This window comes from Geodermatophilus maliterrae, from assembly GCF_041018925.1.
GTDB lineage: Bacteria > Actinomycetota > Actinomycetes > Mycobacteriales > Geodermatophilaceae > Geodermatophilus > Geodermatophilus maliterrae.
Window position 1 is genome coordinate 1 of record NZ_JBFNXQ010000106.1, and the last position, 16924, is coordinate 16924.

The 16924-nt window shown below is 74.5% G+C and carries 17 protein-coding genes and 1 riboswitch; of the genes, 15 read left to right on the forward strand and 2 right to left on the reverse strand.

Going from position 1 to position 16924, the window contains the following annotated elements:
• The 15 genes from ABQ292_RS22350 to ABQ292_RS22420 form a co-directional block, all read left to right on the forward strand.
• On the forward strand, positions 1-271 hold a 271-nt coding region (locus ABQ292_RS22350), incomplete at its 5' end, for an acetyl-CoA carboxylase biotin carboxyl carrier protein (RefSeq protein ID WP_369209914.1).
• Complete coding sequence (locus tag ABQ292_RS22355) at positions 268-1785, forward strand: acetyl-CoA carboxylase biotin carboxylase subunit (RefSeq protein ID WP_369209915.1); 1518 nt, start codon at positions 268-270, stop codon at positions 1783-1785. The genes ABQ292_RS22350 and ABQ292_RS22355, both read left to right, overlap by 4 nt.
• Positions 1752-2015 carry an acyl carrier protein gene (locus ABQ292_RS22360; RefSeq protein ID WP_369209916.1) on the forward strand — a complete coding sequence of 88 codons (264 nt, stop codon included), beginning with the start codon at positions 1752-1754 and terminating at the stop codon, positions 2013-2015. Before ABQ292_RS22355 ends, ABQ292_RS22360 begins: the two co-directional genes overlap by 34 nt.
• Positions 2016-2035: 20 nt before the next feature.
• Positions 2036-2533, forward strand: coding sequence for an SRPBCC family protein (locus tag ABQ292_RS22365; protein WP_369209917.1), 498 nt, complete (start codon positions 2036-2038; stop codon positions 2531-2533).
• Positions 2530-3498, forward strand: coding sequence for an ACP S-malonyltransferase (locus tag ABQ292_RS22370; RefSeq protein WP_369209918.1), 969 nt, complete (start codon positions 2530-2532; stop codon positions 3496-3498). The genes ABQ292_RS22365 and ABQ292_RS22370 overlap by 4 nt, the downstream gene beginning before the upstream one ends.
• Positions 3495-3917 (forward strand): cupin domain-containing protein, encoded by a 423-nt coding sequence (locus ABQ292_RS22375; protein ID WP_369209919.1) that lies wholly within the window; start codon positions 3495-3497, stop codon positions 3915-3917. Before ABQ292_RS22370 ends, ABQ292_RS22375 begins: the two co-directional genes overlap by 4 nt.
• Positions 3914-5209 carry a beta-ketoacyl-[acyl-carrier-protein] synthase family protein gene (locus ABQ292_RS22380; RefSeq protein ID WP_369209920.1) on the forward strand — a complete coding sequence of 432 codons (1296 nt, stop codon included), beginning with the start codon at positions 3914-3916 and terminating at the stop codon, positions 5207-5209. Before ABQ292_RS22375 ends, ABQ292_RS22380 begins: the two co-directional genes overlap by 4 nt.
• Positions 5206-6621, forward strand: coding sequence for a beta-ketoacyl synthase N-terminal-like domain-containing protein (locus tag ABQ292_RS22385; protein ID WP_369209921.1), 1416 nt, complete (start codon positions 5206-5208; stop codon positions 6619-6621). The genes ABQ292_RS22380 and ABQ292_RS22385 overlap by 4 nt, the downstream gene beginning before the upstream one ends.
• Positions 6618-6959 carry an antibiotic biosynthesis monooxygenase family protein gene (locus ABQ292_RS22390; protein ID WP_369209922.1) on the forward strand — a complete coding sequence of 114 codons (342 nt, stop codon included), beginning with the start codon at positions 6618-6620 and terminating at the stop codon, positions 6957-6959. Before ABQ292_RS22385 ends, ABQ292_RS22390 begins: the two co-directional genes overlap by 4 nt.
• Positions 6956-9889, forward strand: coding sequence for an FAD-dependent monooxygenase (locus tag ABQ292_RS22395; protein ID WP_369209923.1), 2934 nt, complete (start codon positions 6956-6958; stop codon positions 9887-9889). The genes ABQ292_RS22390 and ABQ292_RS22395 overlap by 4 nt, the downstream gene beginning before the upstream one ends.
• 85 nt (positions 9890-9974) lie before the next feature.
• The gene (locus ABQ292_RS22400) at positions 9975-11255 is read left to right on the forward strand and encodes a cytochrome P450 family protein (RefSeq protein WP_369209924.1); all 1281 of its coding nucleotides are present in this window, start codon (positions 9975-9977) and stop codon (positions 11253-11255) included.
• Positions 11252-12106, forward strand: a complete 855-nt coding sequence (locus tag ABQ292_RS22405; protein ID WP_369209925.1) for a TcmI family type II polyketide cyclase — start codon at positions 11252-11254, stop codon at positions 12104-12106. Before ABQ292_RS22400 ends, ABQ292_RS22405 begins: the two co-directional genes overlap by 4 nt.
• Before the next feature lie 28 nt (positions 12107-12134).
• Positions 12135-12560 (forward strand): VOC family protein, encoded by a 426-nt coding sequence (locus ABQ292_RS22410; RefSeq protein WP_369209926.1) that lies wholly within the window; start codon positions 12135-12137, stop codon positions 12558-12560.
• A gap of 280 nt (positions 12561-12840) precedes the next feature.
• Positions 12841-12996: riboswitch (cyclic di-AMP (ydaO/yuaA leader) on the forward strand.
• 235 nt (positions 12997-13231) lie between these two features.
• A complete protein-coding gene (locus ABQ292_RS22415; protein ID WP_369209927.1) occupies positions 13232-13846 on the forward strand; it encodes an aggregation-promoting factor C-terminal-like domain-containing protein in 615 nt (204 codons plus the stop codon).
• A 164-nt stretch (positions 13847-14010) separates the two neighbouring features.
• Positions 14011-15240: an EAL domain-containing protein gene (locus tag ABQ292_RS22420; RefSeq protein ID WP_369209928.1), complete on the forward strand. Its 1230-nt coding sequence runs from the start codon at positions 14011-14013 to the stop codon at positions 15238-15240.
• On the opposite strand, the gene ABQ292_RS22425 is transcribed toward ABQ292_RS22420, so the two are convergent.
• Positions 15230-16033 carry an alpha/beta fold hydrolase gene (locus ABQ292_RS22425; RefSeq protein ID WP_369209929.1) on the reverse strand — a complete coding sequence of 268 codons (804 nt, stop codon included), beginning with the start codon at positions 16031-16033 and terminating at the stop codon, positions 15230-15232. The genes ABQ292_RS22420 and ABQ292_RS22425 overlap by 11 nt on opposite strands.
• 45 nt (positions 16034-16078) lie before the next feature.
• Positions 16079-16627, reverse strand: coding sequence for a GNAT family N-acetyltransferase (locus ABQ292_RS22430; RefSeq protein WP_369209930.1), 549 nt, complete (start codon positions 16625-16627; stop codon positions 16079-16081).
• Positions 16628-16924 lie beyond the last annotated feature (297 nt).

Genomic DNA, 16924 nt, shown 5'->3' on the forward strand with positions numbered 1-16924 from the left:
CGCCGACGCCGCGGAGGGCACCACCGCCGTCAGGTCCCCCCTGGTCGGCACCTTCTACGCGGCGCCGTCACCGGGAGCCGACCCCTTCGTCCGCGTGGGCGACGAGGTCGAGCCCGGCCAGACCGTCGGGATCGTCGAGGCCATGAAGCTGATGAACCCCATCGTCGTGGACGACGCCGGCGTGGTGGCCGAGGTCCTCGTGGCCGACGCCGAGTCGGTCGAGTACGACCAGGTCCTGCTGCGTCTGCGGCCGGCGGGGTGGGTCCGGTGATCAGCCGCCTGCTCATCGCCAACCGCGGGGAGATCGCCGTCCGCATCGCGCGGGCCTGCCGCGAGCTGGGCGTCGAGGTGGTCGCGGTCCACTCGACCTCCGACCGCGACTCCGCCGTCGTCGCGCTCGCCGACGAGAGCGTGCACATCGGGCCGCCCGCGCCCCGGCGCAGCTACCTGCACGTGCCCAACATCGTCGAGGCGGCGCTGCGCTCCGGCGCCGACGCGATCCACCCCGGCTACGGCTTCCTCTCCGAGGACCCCGACTTCGCCGAGATCTGCGCCGCCGAGGGGCTGACCTTCGTCGGCCCGCCGCCGGCGGTCATGCAGCAGATGGGCAACAAGGCGACCGCGCGCCGGCTCATGACCGACGCCGGCCTGCCCCTGCTGCCCGGCGTCGTCGAGCCGGTGCGCACCTCCGAGGAGGGCCGGGAGATCGCCGCGCGGATCGGCTACCCGGTGATCATCAAGGCCGCGGCCGGGGGCGGTGGCCGGGGCATGACCGTCGTGTCGGCCGAACGCGACTTCGACTACGCGTTCACCGCCACCCGCGCCACCGCCCGCGCGGTGTTCCGCGACCCCACCGTCTACGTCGAGCGCTACCTCCCCCGCGCGCGGCACGTGGAGGTGCAGGTCCTCTGCGACAGCCACGGCAACGGCGTGTACCTCGGCGAGCGGGACTGCTCCCTGCAGCGGCGGCACCAGAAGCTGCTCGAGGAGGGCCCGGCCGCCCACCTCACCCCCGAGCAGCGGGCCGAGCTCGGCCGGCTCGCCGTCCACGGCGCGCTGTCGGTGGGCTACACCGGCGCCGGGACCATGGAGTTCCTGGTCGACGGCTCCGGCGCCGCCTACTTCATGGAGATGAACGCCCGGATCCAGGTCGAGCACCCGGTCACCGAACTGCTCACCGGCATCGACCTCGTCCGCGAGCAGATCCTCGTCGCCGCCGGCCGGCGGCTGCCGTTCCGGCAGGAGGACATCGTCCCGCGCGGCGCGGCGATCGAGTGCCGGATCAACGCCGAGGACCCCACGCGCGGCTTCGCACCGGCACCGGGCCGGCTCGACGTCCTGCAGGTGCCCGACGGACCGTGGACCCGCTTCGACACCGGCTACCGCCAGGGCGACACGGTCAGCCCCGACTACGACTCGCTGCTCGGCAAGCTCGTCGTCTGGGCGCCCGACCGCGACCAGGCCATCCGCCGCATGGACCGGGCGCTGGCCGAGATGCGGGTCGAGGGCCCGGGCGTGCACACCACGATCGCCCTGCACCGGGCGCTGCTGCGCGACCCCGACGTCGTCGCCGACCGCCACGACGTCCAGTTCCTCGACCGGGCGCTGCCCGAGGTCCTCGCCCGCGCGGCGGACCCGTCCAGCTCCTCCGCGCCCGGTCTGCCGACCGCGCGCGGTTCCCTCCAGCTCGTCCAGACACCGGCCGAACCGACCCGGCCGGACGGCTCCACCCCTACGGAAGGACAGATCCCGTGTCAGACACGACCTTCACTCTCGACGACCTGATGGCCCTGCTCAGCGAGAAGACGGGCCTGCCGAAGAGCGCGCACACCACCGACCCCAACGCGCACTTCGCCGACATCGGCCTGGACTCGCTGGCCTTCCTCTCCATGCAGACCGAGCTGCAGGAGCGCTTCGGCGCCGAGATGTCCAGCGAGAACCCGGACGACCACACGCTCGGCGACATCGTCGACACGATCAACGCCGCGGTCTCGCGACCGGCCGGGATGGCCTGATCTCCCAGGAGGAGAGCGACATGAGCAGCACCCTCGAGCCGGGCACGCAGACCGCCGGGCACACCGAGAACTCGATCTACATCGAGGCCCCGATCGACCACGTCTGGCAGATGACCAACGACCTGCCCTCGTGGCCGGACCTGTTCACCGAGTACGCCGAGGTCGAGATCCTCGAGTCGACCGACACGTACTTCAAGTTCCGGCTCACGATGCACCCGGACGAGGCCGGGCGGGTCTGGAGCTGGGTGTCCGAGCGCACCCTCGACCCGGCCGCCCGCGAGGTGAAGGCCCGCCGGGTCGAGCCCGGGCCCTTCGAGTTCATGGACATCCGGTGGACCTATTCCCCGGAGGGCAGCGGCACCCGGATGAACTGGATCCAGGACTTCCGGATGCGTCCCGAGGCGCCGATCGACACCGCGGGCATGACCGAGCGGATCAACGGCAACTCCAAGATCCAGATGGCCGTCATCAAGGACAAGGTGGAGGCCGCCGCCGGGCGCTCGGGACCGACGACGTGAGCGTCCGTCCCGGGGTCGCCGTCGTCATCGCGGGCGAGAGCGGCGCCCGCGCCGGCACGGTCGACGCCTGGCTCGACGACGAGCCGGCCCGGGACGTGGTGGCCGAGGCCTCCGCGGTGGTCGGGCGCGACGTGGCGGAGTGGTGGCGCGACCCGCTCAACCTCTCCGACCCGGTGGCGGCGCACGTCGAGGTCCTGGTCAACGGGGTCGCGGGCTACCGCAGCCTCGCCGCCCGCGGCCTGCGGCCGGTCGTCGTCGCCGGGCACGGCGTCGGCGAGTTCGCCGCCCTGGTCGCCGCCGGCGCCCTGCCGTTCGACCAGGTCGTCGAGCTCGTCCACTGGCGCGCCGAGCTGCTCGCGCTGTCGCCGCGCCCGTCGTGCGCGGGCATGTCCGCCGTCGTGGGCCCGGGCGCCGGGGACGTCGTCCGGGCCGTCGTCGCGGACCTCGGCGGCACCGGCACGCTGTCGGTGGCGTCGTGGGACGGGCCCTCGCAGGTCCTGCTCTCGGGCACCTGCGAGGAGCTGGCCCGGGCGCGGGAGGCCGTGCTCGCCGCCGGGCTGGACATGGTCCGGCTGCCGGGCCGGGCCGCCTGTCACGGCCCGCTCATGGAGCCGGTCGCCCGGCACCTCGCCCCGGCGTTCGCCGACCTCGAGTGGTCCGCGCCCGACGTGCCGGTGGTGCCCAACGCCGCCGGCCGGCCCACCCGGGACCCCGACCAGCTGGCCCGGTGCCTGCGCGACCACCTGACCTCGCCGGTGCAGTGGGAGGCCACCTGCCGCGCGCTGGCCGACGCCGGCGCGACCACCGTCGTCGAGATCGGCCCCGTCCCCGTCCTGGGCCTCCTGGTCCGCCAGGTCCGCCCCGACCTCTCCGTGCAGCTCGCCGCGGGACCCGGCGCACCGCTGCCGACCGACCGACCGGAGCCCGCGACCGCGGGCCCGGCCCCCACCGGAGGTAAGACATGACCACCATCCAGCACGCCCCGTCCGCCGTGCGCATCGGACCCACGGTGTCCCGGGCGGAGGCGCCGCCCAACCGCCGGCGCGGCGGCGACATCCGCGTCCTGCTCTCGCCCACGAGCGTCGGCTCCACCGCCGGCTTCATGGGCACGCTCACCCTCGAGCCGGGGGAGATCGTCACCGAGCACTGGCACCCGTACTCGGAGGAGTTCCTCTACTGCCAGAGCGGGGACGTCCTGGTCACCCTGAACGGCGAGGAGCGGCGGCTGACCGCCGAGTCCGCCGTCCACATCCCGATCGGGGTGAAGCACCGGATCGTCAACGACTCCACCACGACGGCCTTCTTCGTCTTCCTGTGCGGCCCCCTGGCGCCGCGGCCGGAACTGGGCCACGTCGACACCGAGCTCCCCCCGGGCGTGCGGTGAGCGCCGACAGGCGGCGGGTCGTCGTCACCGGGATCGGCGTCGTCGCGCCGGGTTCCGTCGGCCGCGAGGCGTTCTGGGACATGATCACCGCGGGGCGGACGGCGACCCGGCGGATCACGTTCTTCGACCCCAGCCGCTTCCGGTCGCAGGTGGCCGCCGAGGTGGACTTCCACCCGCGGGAACTCGGCCTGAGCGCCCACGAGGTGTACCGCAACGACCGCTTCGTCCAGTTCGCGATGGTGGCCGCCGACGAGGCGGTCGCCGACAGCGGGCTGCGTCTGGGCGCCGGTGACGCGCCGGACGCGCCGGAGCCCGAGCGGGTCGGGGTCACCCTCGGCACCGCCGTCGGCGCGACCATGCGGCTGGAGAACGAGTACGTCAACGTCAGCGACGCCGGCAGCCACTGGCTGGTCGACCCGCGCTACGCCTCGCGGTTCCTGCACCACGCCCTCGTGCCCAGCTGCGGGGCCACGGAGCTCGCGGTGCGCTTCCGGGCGCAGGGCCCGGCGACGGTGGTCTCCACCGGCTGCACCTCGGGCATCGACTCGATCGGCTATGCCAGCCAGCTGGTCGAGGACGGCGACGTCGACGTCGTGATCGCCGGCGCCAGCGACGCGCCGATCTCGCCGATCTCGATGGCCTGCTTCGACACCATCCGCGCGACCACCGCCAACAACGCCGACCCCGAGCACGCCTCGAAGCCGTTCGACGCCCGCCGCGACGGCTTCGTGATGGGCGAGGGCGCCGCGGTGCTGGTGCTGGAGGAGCTCGAGCACGCGCAGCGGCGCGGCGCGGAGATCTACTGCGAGGTCACCGGCTACGCCAACCGCTGCAACGCCTTCCACATGACCGGGCTGCGTCCCGACGGCGTGGAGATGGCCGAGGCGCTCGACCAGGCGCTGTCCATGGGGCGGATCGACGGCGCCGAGGTCGGCTACGTCAACGCCCACGGCTCGGGGACCAAGCAGAACGACCGGCACGAGACCGCCGCGGTCAAGCTGAGCCTCGGCCAGGCCGCCTACAAGGTGCCGATGAGCTCGCTGAAGTCGATGGTCGGGCACTCCCTCGGCGCGATCGGCTCCATCGAGATCGCCGCCACCGCCCTGGCCGTGCAGCGCCAGGTCGTCCCGCCGACGGCCAACTACGAGGTGCCCGACCCCGAGTGCGACCTGGACTACGTGCCCAAGACCGCCCGGGACCACAAGGTCGACGTCGCCGTCTCGGTGGGCAGCGGCTTCGGCGGTTTCCAGTCGGCCATCGTGCTGGCCAAGCCCGATCGGAGGGCCTCGTGACCGAGCTGGCGAGGTCGCGCAGCGACGAGGTGACCGAACCGACCGTGCTGAGCGAGGAAGGGGTCGTCGCCGAGGTGCCCGGCCCGGCCCGCGAGACCGCCCCGACGGGGCGGACGATCATCCCGGACCGCCGCGGGCGGACGACGCGGCTGCTGGTCACCGGCATCGGCGTCGTCGCCCCCAGCGGCATCGGCGTCGAGGAGCACTGGCAGTCGCTGCTGGGCGGAGAGCTGCAGGTGCGCCCGATCGAGGGGTTCGACCCGTCGATGTACGGCATCACGCTGGCCGGGCAGGTGCGCGACTTCGACCCCGACCGGTTCGTCGCCTCGCAGCTGAAGGTGCAGACCGACCGCTGGACCTGGATGTCCCTGGCGGCGGCCACGCTGGCCGCCGAGGACGCCGGCTACGTGCCGCCCGAGGAGGCCTACGCGACCTCGACCTTCCTGGCCGCCGGCTCGGGGGGCAACGAGTTCAGCCAGCACGAGATCCAGGGACTGTGGGCGAAGGGACCCCGGTCGGTCGGCGCCTACCAGTCGATCGCCTGGTTCTACGCGGCCAGCACCGGCCAGGTGTCGATCCGCGACGGGTACAAGGGACCCTCGGGGGTCGTCGTCAGCGAGGGCGCCGGCGGCCTGGACAGCATCGGCTGGGCGCGGCGCGTGGTGCGCCGCGGCACCCCCGCCGTGCTCGTCGGCGGCACCGAGGCCGGCGTGACCCCGTACGCGCTGCTGTGCCAGGCGACCAGCGGGCGGCTGTCCACCGCCGCCCGCCCGGAGGACGCCTACAAGCCCTTCGACCGGCGGGCCAACGGCCACGCCATCGGCGAGGGCGGCGCCATCCTGCTGGTCGAGGAGGCCGACGCCGCCCGCGCCCGCGGCGCGCAGCACGTGTGGGGCGAGGTGGTCGGCTACGGCGCCACGCACGACGCCCACCACCACGAGGACGCGGCTCCCGACGCCACCCAGTACGCGCGGGCCATCCGGATCTCGCTCGCCGACGCCGGCGTGACGCCGGAGGACGTCGACCTGGTGGTCGCCGACGGCGCCGGCGTCCCCGAGCTCGACGCGCTGGAGGCGCAGGCCATCACCACGGTGTTCGGCGAGCGCAGCGTCCCGGTGACCGCGCCGGCGAGCTGGACCGGGCGGCTCATGGCCGGTGGATCGGCGCTCAACGTCGCGACCGCCCTGCTCGCCATGCGCGACGGGAAGATCCCGGCCACCGGCAACGTCGACGAGCCGGTCGAGGCCTACGGGCTGGACCTGGTCCGCGAGGTGCGCGAGCGCGACCTCGAGGTCGTCGTCGTCCTCGCCCGGGGGTTCGGGGGCTTCAACAGCAGCCTCGTGCTGCGCCGGCACCACGGCTACGAGGACCAGGGCTCCGAGGACCGCGGATCAGTCGAGGAGGGGACGTGACGACCGGGGACGCCGGCGTCCGGACCATGCTGCGGATGCGGACCCGGGAGGGATGCGAGGAGGCGTTCGAGGCCGCCTGGCGCCGGGCCGCCGACGAGATCTCCCGCGTACCGGGCAACCTGCGGCAGGAGCTCGTCCGCGACGCCGACGACCCGCGCACCTTCGTGATCACCAGCGACTGGACCGACCGGGCCGCCGTCGACGCCTTCGGCCGCAGCAGCGCCCGCGAGACGCTGACCGAGGCCCTGCGCGACCTGCGCGAGGACGCGGCCCGCAACACCTACGAGGTGCTGGCCGTCGTCCCGGGCGCGGGCCGCCCGGAGGAGGGAAGGGCATGACGAGACCGGCGACCGGGCCGGGCGACCGGGCCGCGGTGCGGACCGTCCTGCGGATGCGCGCGCGGGAGGGCTGCGAGGCGGAGTTCGAGGCGGCCTGGCACCGGGCCGCCGCGGAGATCAGCCGGGTACCCGGCAACCTGCGCCAGGAGCTGATGCGCGACGAGGACGACCCGCGCTGGTTCGCCATCGCCAGCGACTGGACCGACCGGGCGTCGGTGGACGCCTTCGGGCGCAGTGCCGCCCGGGAGACGCTCACCGAGGCCCTGCGCGACCTGCGCGAGGACGCCAGTCGCTCGACCTTCACCGTGCTGGCCACGATGGATGCCGAGCGGCGCCGGCCGGTGCGCATCGACTTCTCCACCAGCGTCAAGCCGGGCGAGCAGGCGGCCTTCGAGCGCGCGTACCGGACGGTCACCGAGCGGATCGGGGACTCGCGCGGGTACGTGCGCGAGGAGCTGCTGCGCGACGCCAGCGGCCTGCGCTACCACATCTTCGCGGAGTGGGAGTCCGAGGACGACTTCGTGCAGTGGGTCGAGGACCCGTCCCACATGGCGGCCGGCGCACCGCTGGCCCGGTGGCACTCGGTGGAGTTCCGGCGTGAGGTGCTGGAGATCCGCCAGCGGCCCGACGCGGACGCGGACTTCCCCCCGCTGCTCTCGCCCGGCGGGGACGTCGAGGTGGAGCGGGTGCGCATCGACACCGCGGTCGCCGTCGAGCCCTGGGAGCAGGAGGCCTTCGAGCTCGCCTACCTCGCCGCCGCGCAGCTCGCCCGCAGCGCCCCCGGCCACGCCCGCGAGGAGCTGCTGCGCGAGCCCGACGGGCGGCGCTACCACGTCGTCGCCGAGTGGGACTCCGAGCAGCGCTTCACCGACTGGGCGGCGGAGCCGGCGAACTGGGCCGTCGGGCCGCTGGGCCGGTGGCTGGCGAGGGGCGAGGACCGCAGGGTCTTCGCGCTGCGCGTGCGACCCGAGCCACCGTCCGTGGCCGCCAGGGCCGAGGCCGTGCCCGAGCCCGCGCGGCAACCGGCCGCCGACGACGTCGTCGTCCCCGACGGCGTGCCCGTGGCGCCGGAGCCGGACCTGGAGGTGGTGGCCGGGCAGCCGGTGCAGGTGTCCGGGGAACGGGCCGCCGACCTCGAGCCGGCCCCCGCCGCCGCGCTCGCCACCAGCACCGTGCCCAGCGCCAGCGTGCAGGAGTTCGTGGAGAAGCCGGACGACGGGCACGCACCCGCCGCGGCGGCGCTGCTCCCCGCCCCGTCCGACCTCGGGGGGCCCGCACGGACCACCGGGCGGGCGGTCGAGGTGCTCGTCGTCGGCGCCGGCCCGGCCGGCCTGACCCACGCGATCGAGCTGGCCCGCCGCGGCGTCGCCGTCCGCGTCGTCGACAAGCGCCCCCAGGCGTCCACGCAGGCGGACAAGGCGATCGGCATCCACTGCCGGACGATGGAGATCTGGGAGGACCAGGGCATCGTCACCGAGGCGATGAACGCCGGGATCTGGTTGTACGGCCAGACGGTGTTCGTCAACGGCGAGCAGACCCACCAGGTCGACTGGGCCGGCCTCGACGAGCTGCCCTACGCCCACCTCGGGCTGCCGCAGTACGACACCGAGCGCATCCTCGGCGCCAAGCTGGCCTCCCTCGGCGTGGTCGTCGAGCGCGGGGTCGAGCTGGTCGGCTTCACCCAGGACGACGAGGGCGTCACCGCGCAGCTGCGGCACGCGTCCGGCGAGGGGGAGACCGCCCGGGCGCAGTACCTGGTCGGCTGCGACGGGGCGCACAGCGCCGTCCGGTCCGGGCTGGGGCTGTCCTTCGAGGGCGGGCTGTCGATGTTCCCGCAGCTGTTCATGCTCGGCGACGTCGACGTCGACTGGGACCTGCCGGCCGGGCACCTGGTGCGCTTCGTGCGCATCGAGAACGACGACGACTTCACCGGGATGCTCGTCTGCGTGCCGCTCAAGGGCCGCAACCGCTACCGGATCGCGACCCTGGCCCCCCAGCGGTGGCAGGACGCGGTCGGCTCCGGCGTCGTCCCGCCCGGGTTCTGGCAGGAGTACGAGCCGCCGACGCTGGCGGACATGCAGGCCGCGATCGACGACCTGGGCCCGCCCGGGACGACGGCGAGCAACCTGCGCTGGTCGTCGATCTTCCGGATCAAGCACGGCATCGTCGACCGCTACCGCGAGGGACGGGTCTTCGTCGCCGGCGACGCCGCGCACCTGCACCCGCCGGCCGGCGGGCAGGGGATGAACACCGGCATCCAGGACGCCTGGAACCTCGGCTGGAAGCTCGCCCTCGCCGTCCGGGGGCAGGCCGCGCCCGGACTGCTGGACAGCTACCACGCCGAGCGCCGTCCTGCCGGCAAGATGATCGTCGACCGGGCCGTGGCCATCGCGTTCACCGACGAGATGGACATGGAGGACGAGAAGGCCCAGTTCCTGCTCGAGATGCAGATGACCATGAACTACGCCGGCAGCCCGCTGGTCGGGCAGACGCCCGGCTTCACGGCCGGACCGGAGCCCGGGCACCGGGCGCCGGACGTGCACGGCCTGCGGCGCTTCGGCGTGGCCCACCCGCTGCGGCTGTTCGACCTCACCCGCGGCACCCGGTCGACGCTGCTGCTGCACGCCGACGCCGGCGCCTCGGAGGAGGAGGTGCTCGCCCTGGAGAAGCTGGCCACCGCCGTGCGCCAGCAGACCCGCGGCGAGGTCGACGCCTACCTGGTGGCCGACCCCGGCGCCCGCCTGCCGCTGCTGGTCGACCTGCCGGTGGTCCGCGACGCCGACCGGGCGTTCGCGGCCACCTACGGCGTGGACGGCGCGGGGACGGCGGCCTACCTCGTCCGCCCCGACGGCCACGTCGGCTTCCGCACCCGCCCGGTGAGCGAGACCGCGCTCCTCGACCACCTCGCCGGGGTGTTCGCCGCCCAGTGACCACCGGCCCGGACGCGCACCGGGCCCACCTCCCGCGCTGCCGCAGCGGCAGCGCTCCGGACCCACCGCACCCCCAGGGGGACCCATGACACAGACCGCACAACCGGCTCCGGGCACGGCGGACGACGTCGTCCCCGGCGCAGAGATCTACACCCCGGAGTTCCGCGCCGACCCCTACCCCGTCTACGCCCGCCTGCGCGCGGAACGCCCGGTCGTGAAGGTGCGGACGCCGCGGTTCGACTCCTTCCTCGTCACCCGCTACGAGGACGCCCGTCAGGCGCTGTCGGACACCCGGCTGTCCAAGGACCTGTACCGCGCCGGCGACACCTACCTGGCGGTGTTCGGCGAGAAGGCGCGGCAGATCAACACCAACATGCTCAACTCCGACCCGCCGGAGCACAGCCGGCTGCGCCGCCTGGTCACCCAGGCGTTCACCCCCCGGCGCATCGAGGCGATGCGCCCGCGGGTGGAGGCCATCGTCGAGGGGCTGCTCGACCGGATGGCGCCGCACGGGCACACCGAGTTCGTCGACGAGTTCGCCCTGCGGCTGCCGCTGGCCGTCATCGGCGACCTGCTCGGCATCCCCGAGGCCGACCACGAGGAGATCCTGGCCGGCACCCAGGTCATCCGGACCGTCGGCACCGGCGGGCGCAGCCCCCAGGAGGACCGGGCGGCGATCGGGCAGGCCCAGTCGCGGCTGCACGCCTACTTCACCGGCCTGGTCGCGTCCAAGCGCCAGCAGCCCGGCGACGACCTGGTCAGTGCCCTGATCGCCGCCCGTGACGGGGACGGCCGGCTGTCGGAGGCCGAGCTGGTGTCCAGCGCCTTCCTGCTGCTGTTCGCCGGGTACCAGACGACGTCGGACTTCCTCGGCAACGCCGTCGTCGCACTGCTGACCCACCCCGAGGAGCTGGCCGAGCTGCTGGCCGACCCCTCCCGGATCCCGGACGCCGTCGAGGAGCTGCTGCGCTTCGACGGGTCGGTACCGGTGTCGAGCTTCCGCTTCGCCACCGAGGACCTGGAGATCGGCGGGGTCCGGATCCCCGAGGGCTCGATCGTCACCATCGTGCTCAGCGCGGCCAACCACGACCCGGCACTGGTCCCCGACCCGGACGAGCTCGACCTGAGCCGGGGCCCCACCTCGCACCTGGCCTTCGGCCACGGCATCCACTACTGCCTGGGCACCGCCCTGGCCCGTCTGGAGGCGACGACCGCGCTGCGGCGCATCCTCGTCCGCCTCCCCGACCTGCGCCTCGACGTCCCCGTCGAGGACCTGCAGTGGCTCCCGGCCGCCTCGGCCTTCCGCGGGCTGCTCGAGCTGCCGCTGCGCTTCACCCCCACCCCCGTGTCTGGAGGCACGAGATGACCCAGACGACCCCATCCGGCACCCCGTCGACCACCCCGGGGGCCCAGCCCTCGGCCGACCCCGCGGCCGACGCCTCGACGACGCCCACGGAAGTGCCCTGGGCGAACGACACGGTCGAGTTCACGAACACGGTCTCGACGCCCGCGAGCTGGTCCTCGGCCACGTGGCGCCCGTTCCGCAACGTCATCGTCTGCCGGATGGCCCCCGGCAGCGAGGACAAGGTCGGGCCGGTGTTCGCCTACTACGACCGGACCACCCGGCCGCAGGACCTCGGCGTCGTCGGCCGGGCCCTGCTCTCGTACGAGGGCCTGTACCTGCACGTCATCGAGCGCAAGGAGGACCCGGAGGTCTCCGGGCAGCGCCGCGGCCTGCCGGCGTTCCAGGCGATCGCCGAGGCCATCGCCCCGTACGTGACGCCCTACCCCAGCTACTGGGAGAACCCGTCGCACTCCGTGGCGAAGCAGTTCTACAGCTGGGTGCCCGAGGGCGAGGTCTCCCCCGACCGGGAGATGACCGTCATCGTCCAGCGGATGAAGCCGGGCAGCGAGGCCGACATCGCCCGGGTGTTCGCCGAGTCCGACGCGGGTCCGCTGCCGACGGAGACGGGCGTGACCGGCCGCTGGCTGTACTCGATGGAGGACGTCTTCGTGCACCTCCTGGAGCAGGACCGGGTCAAGGCGGCGGCCGTGCGGCAGAACCACGAGTCGATGCGGCCGGCCTTCGCCAAGGTCATGGCGGACCTCGCTCCCTACGTCAGCCCGTACCGCCCGGAGACGTGGCAGAGCCCGCGCGACTCGGTGGCCCGGGTGTTCCACCGCTGGACGGCTCCGGACTGGAAGCCGGGGGACTGACGCTGCCGACGACGAGGGAGGACGCCCCATGAGCCTGCGCAGGATCGCGTTGATCACCTACTGGGCCGAGGACGTGGCCGCGGCCGTGGCGTGGTACACGGAGTTCCTGGGCTCGGGACCCCGCTTCACCCGACCCGGTCCCGACGGGCGGCTGGGCTACGCCGCGTTCGCGATCGGCGAGGGGGCCCGGCTGGCGATCGCGGCCCGCGCCTCCGCCCCGCCCGGCGCGGCGCTGGAACCGGGTGGTGCGGTCGGGCACTGGGACGTCGACGACCTCGACGCCGTCCTCGAGAAGCTCTCGTCGATGGGCGCCAAGGAGTACATCCCGCCCACGCCGCACGGGCCGACGGTCAGCGCGGCCGTCGTCGACCCCTTCGGCAACGTGGTCGGCCTCGCCTCCGACCAGCACCCCGACGTCGAGTTCCGCCGGGGAGATCCGGGCCGGCCCGGGTGACACCGGGCTCCTGCCGCCTCCTCCGCCGGGGGAGGCGGCGGGAGACGCCGGCCTCAGCGCCGGTACGCACGCGACCGCCGGGACCCCAGGTCCCGGCGGTCGCCGCGCGTCGGGGTACCGATGGTCGCAGAGGGTGACGATCCGAACGCGATTCAGCGCGTGGCGTCGGCCCGTCGTCCCGTGCGTCAACCCGTTTCAGGTCACGAAGTTGTCACGGACCGGTCCCGTCCATACCGTTTCGGCGTCCGGCCGGGCGTCTCGCCTCCGTCCCGGGGGCTCCTGCCGGATGCCGCCGAATCGCGTCCACACCGTGGGCGCGAGCCGGGGACCCACCTGCACCACCGGGGTGAGTCCCGCTCCCGGCCCTCCGGGAGCGGGTAGGGCACTCCCAGCCCGAACCCGTCAGCTCACCTGGTAGGCGGCTCAGGGAGAACGGAGTCACAACCGCGCCCGGGGCATGGCCCCCGCGCGTCCAGGTCCGGGACCGTCGCGCTCCCGCCTGCCCACCTCTGCACGCACCAGCCGTCGCACGGCGTCGCCAGCCGGACCCGAGGTCCGGTCGATGCCGCACGCCCGGCTGCCGAGCCCTGCCCACCCGGCCTCGTGCCGCAGCTCATCCCGACCGCCGCGGTGCCGTTCCACGGCGACCGCGCCTCCAGGAGGACGTCTCCATGCACGCACACACCGATGTCGAGAACACCCAGCACACCCCCGGCGACGCGCGGCCGCGTCGCCGCGTCCTGCACCTGCTGACCGCCACGGGGGCCATGACCCTCGCGCTCACCTTCGGTGGGCAGGCGGTCGCCCAGGCCGACGAGTGGAACCCCGGCGACCGGGGCTCCACCGGGCAGTGGGGCGGGGACCGGGACCGCGGCGCGCCGGCACCCGAGGAAGCGGCTGCGCCCGCTCCCGAGGCGGCACCGGCTCCCGCGCCGGCACCGGCTCCCGCGCCGGCTCCCGCACCCGCACCCGCGCCCGCACCCGCCGCCACGGGGGAGCAGTCGTACAAGGACCACGCGCTGAACGGGCTCGGGGGCGACAGCACCCAGTTCGGCTGCCTCGACCAGCTCTGGGAGGCGGAGAGCGGGTGGAACCCGAACGCGCAGAACCCCACCAGCACCGCCTACGGCATCGCCCAGTTCCTCGACTCCACGTGGGCGAGCACCGGCATCGCCAAGACGTCGGACCCGTACCGGCAGGTCGACGCCGGGCTGATCTACATCGAGAACCGCTACGGCAGCGCCTGCGCGGCCTGGGACTTCCACCAGGCCAACAACTGGTACTGATCCCCTGACCGCCGTGGGCCCCTCTCAGCAGCGGGAGCGGCCCCCGGCGTCCACCCCGACCGGGTGGGTGACCCCGGGGACGCCTCATCCCTCCGGGTGGGACCGTTCCAGTCGTGCGGCTCCGGCGTCGAGATAGGTGTGACACCCCGGACGGGAGCACACCGATGGCCAGGAAGCGCACCGACGCCGAGCAGCAGGTCGCCGACCTGCTGCGGACGGCGCGGAAGTCACTGCACATGCCCGTGGCGTTCCTGACGCGCATGGACGGCACCACCCAGCACCTGGAGGTCGTCGACACCCGGGTGCCGGTGCTCGTCCAGGAGGGCGCGGAGGTCGCCCAGGAGACGTCGTTCTGCCAGAAGATCCTCGACGGGGAGCTGCCCGCCGTCATCGACGACGTGAGGAAGCACCCGCTGGCGATGTCGCTGCCCTCAGCGCGCATCCCGCGGATCCGCAGCTACGTCTCGACGCCGGTCACGCTGTCGGACGGCAGCCTCTACGGCACCTTCTGCGCCTTCGGCTTCACCTCCGACAAGGAGCTCAACCAGCGCGACGAGGCCCTGATGAAGGTCCTGGCATCGGCCGCCTCGGTCATCATCGAGCCCCAGCTGCGCGCCCAGCAGCGCCGCGACGCCATCGACGGCCGGCTCGACCCGCTGGTCGCCTCCGGCGGCCCGACCGTCGTCCTGCAGCCGATCGTCGACCTGGCCACCGGGAACCGCGTCGGCGCCGAGGCGCTCAGCCGCTTCCCGGCCGACTGGGGCAAGGGCCCCGACGTCGTCTTCGAGGAAGCGCACAGCATTGGCCGCGGGCACGAGGTGGAGCTGCTGGCCCTGCGCCGCGCCGCCGAGCACCTGGCCACGGTCGACGGCTACGTGGCCATGAACGTCTCGCCGCAGACCCTGCTGACGCCCGAGTTCTCCGCGCTGCTGCACACCCTGCCGCTGCCGCGGGTGCTCCTCGAGCTCTCGGAGCACGACCCGGTCGAGGACTACGACGCGCTGAGCAGTGCCCTGCTGCCCTTCCGTGCCGCCGGGATGCGGCTGGCCATCGACGACGTCGGCGCCGGGTTCTCCTCGCTGCGGCACATCGTGGTGACCGACCCCGACGTCATCAAGATGGACCGCAGCATCGTCAGCGGCCTGCACACCGACCCGGTGCTCCACAAGCTGGTCGAGTCGCTGGTGACCTTCGGCCACGGCTGCGGCGTCACCGTGGTCGCCGAGGGCATCGAGACCGCCGAGGAGGCCGTCGCGCTGCACGGCCTGGGCGTCGACCTCGGCCAGGGCTGGTTCCTCGGCCGCCCCGGGCCGCCGGAGGCCCTCCGGCCGGTGGCCGCCGGGCCGGTCGCCCCGCCGGTGCCCGCACCGCGGTCGGGGCTGCTCATCGGCTGAGCGGCTCTCCCAGCGCGGGGGGCAGCGGCCGGTCGGCCGCGTGGGCGCGGAGGACGTCGGCGAACAGCTCCGGCTCCTCCCCGCTCCAGGCGTGCCCGACGCCCGGGACCATCCTCGCCCGGCCGTGCGGGAAGGCCCCGGCCAGCACGGGGAGCGAGGACCGGACGAGCGCGTGCTCGCGCTCCCCGGCGACCGCGAGCACCCGGGTGTCGGAGGTGGCGGCGCCGTCGGGGACGCCGTGACCGGCCAGCTCGGACCCCACCCGCAGGAACGTGCCGGGCGCCAGCGTGCGCGCCGCGCGGACGTAGCCGTCGAGGTCCTCGGCCGGCACCCGCAGCGCGCGGGCGTTGGCCCGGAGCACCGGGCCCGTCGTCACGAACGGCGCCACGAGGCGTCCTGCGAGCTGCACCCGCCGCGGGTGCGGGAACGGCAGGACGCTGACGCCGCTCACGAGGGCGCTGGGCACCAGGCCGGGCCGGCGGGCGGCCAGCGCCGTGGCGACGTAGCCCCCCAGCGACAGGCCCGCGACGTGCGCCGTCCCGCCGTGGGCGCGGGCGCGGACCACCTCGGCGACGGCTGCGGCGGTGTCCCCCAGCGACACCCACGGGATCGCGTTGCTCTCGCCGTGCCCGGGCAGGTCGACCACGAGGACGTGCAGGTCGGCGTCCAGGAACGGGACGAGCCGGTCCCACATCCAGCCGCTGGTGCCCAGCCCGTGCAGCAGGACCACGGTCGGGGCGTCCCGCGGCCCGTGCTCGCGGACGGCCGGGACGGCGGACGGCGGGCGCGACACGGCGGCATCGTGCCCCACCACCGTGTGGGTCGCCGGCGCGGGTGCTCAACCGTCCCGCCGGACCAGGTAGACGACGTGGTCAGGCGGGTCGACCGGGTTGTCCGGCGTCAGCGGGCCCTCCGCCACGCGGGTGAACCCGGCCTTCTCCAGCGCCCGCCAGGACGCGACGTTGCCCGCGGCCACCGGCACGAGGACGGCGTCGGCGTCCGGGTACGCGATCCAACTGTCGGCCACGAACGCGCGCAGCATCGCCGTGCCCGCTCCCCCGCCCCGGACGTCGGGCTCGCCGATCAGGTAGTCGATCGACAGCGCCCGCGGCGGGACGGCGACCACCGGCGCCAGCTCCTCGAGGTACCCCGGCTCGTCGGACAGCCGGTACCGCTGGACCAGCCCGAACGGGCGGCCGCCGGTGCAGGCGAGCAGCACCTGCGTCGGGTCCCGGCCGTCCACGCTCGGGCCGAAGTCGGCCTCCAGCGCCTCCCGCGTCGTCTCGTGCGCCCACCAGCGGGCCACGGCCGGCTCCTCCAGCCAGCGCGCGACGAGGGGGAGGTCGGCGCGGGTCAGGGGGCGGAAGGTGACCGGCCCGTGGAGCACCGCGCCAGGCTAGGGCCGCCGGCGCCGCTGTGGCTCGCTCCTCCCCGGCACTCCCCTCCCCGGCAGCCGGGCGGGCACCGTCCCCGACGCGCGTCCTCCCCGGTCCTGCTGGGTGCCGCCGTCAGAACGGCGGCGGGTCGTCGTCCGGCGGTGGAGGTGGGTCGGCGGCCGGTGGTGGCGGGTCGGGTGCCGCCGGGGGGTGGTGGTCGCAGGCCGGGGGGTCGGGTGGTGCGGGTGATCCCCGAGGGTGTGGTCACGTGCAGCACACCGTCGGCGTCCATGGTGAACCGCCAGCCC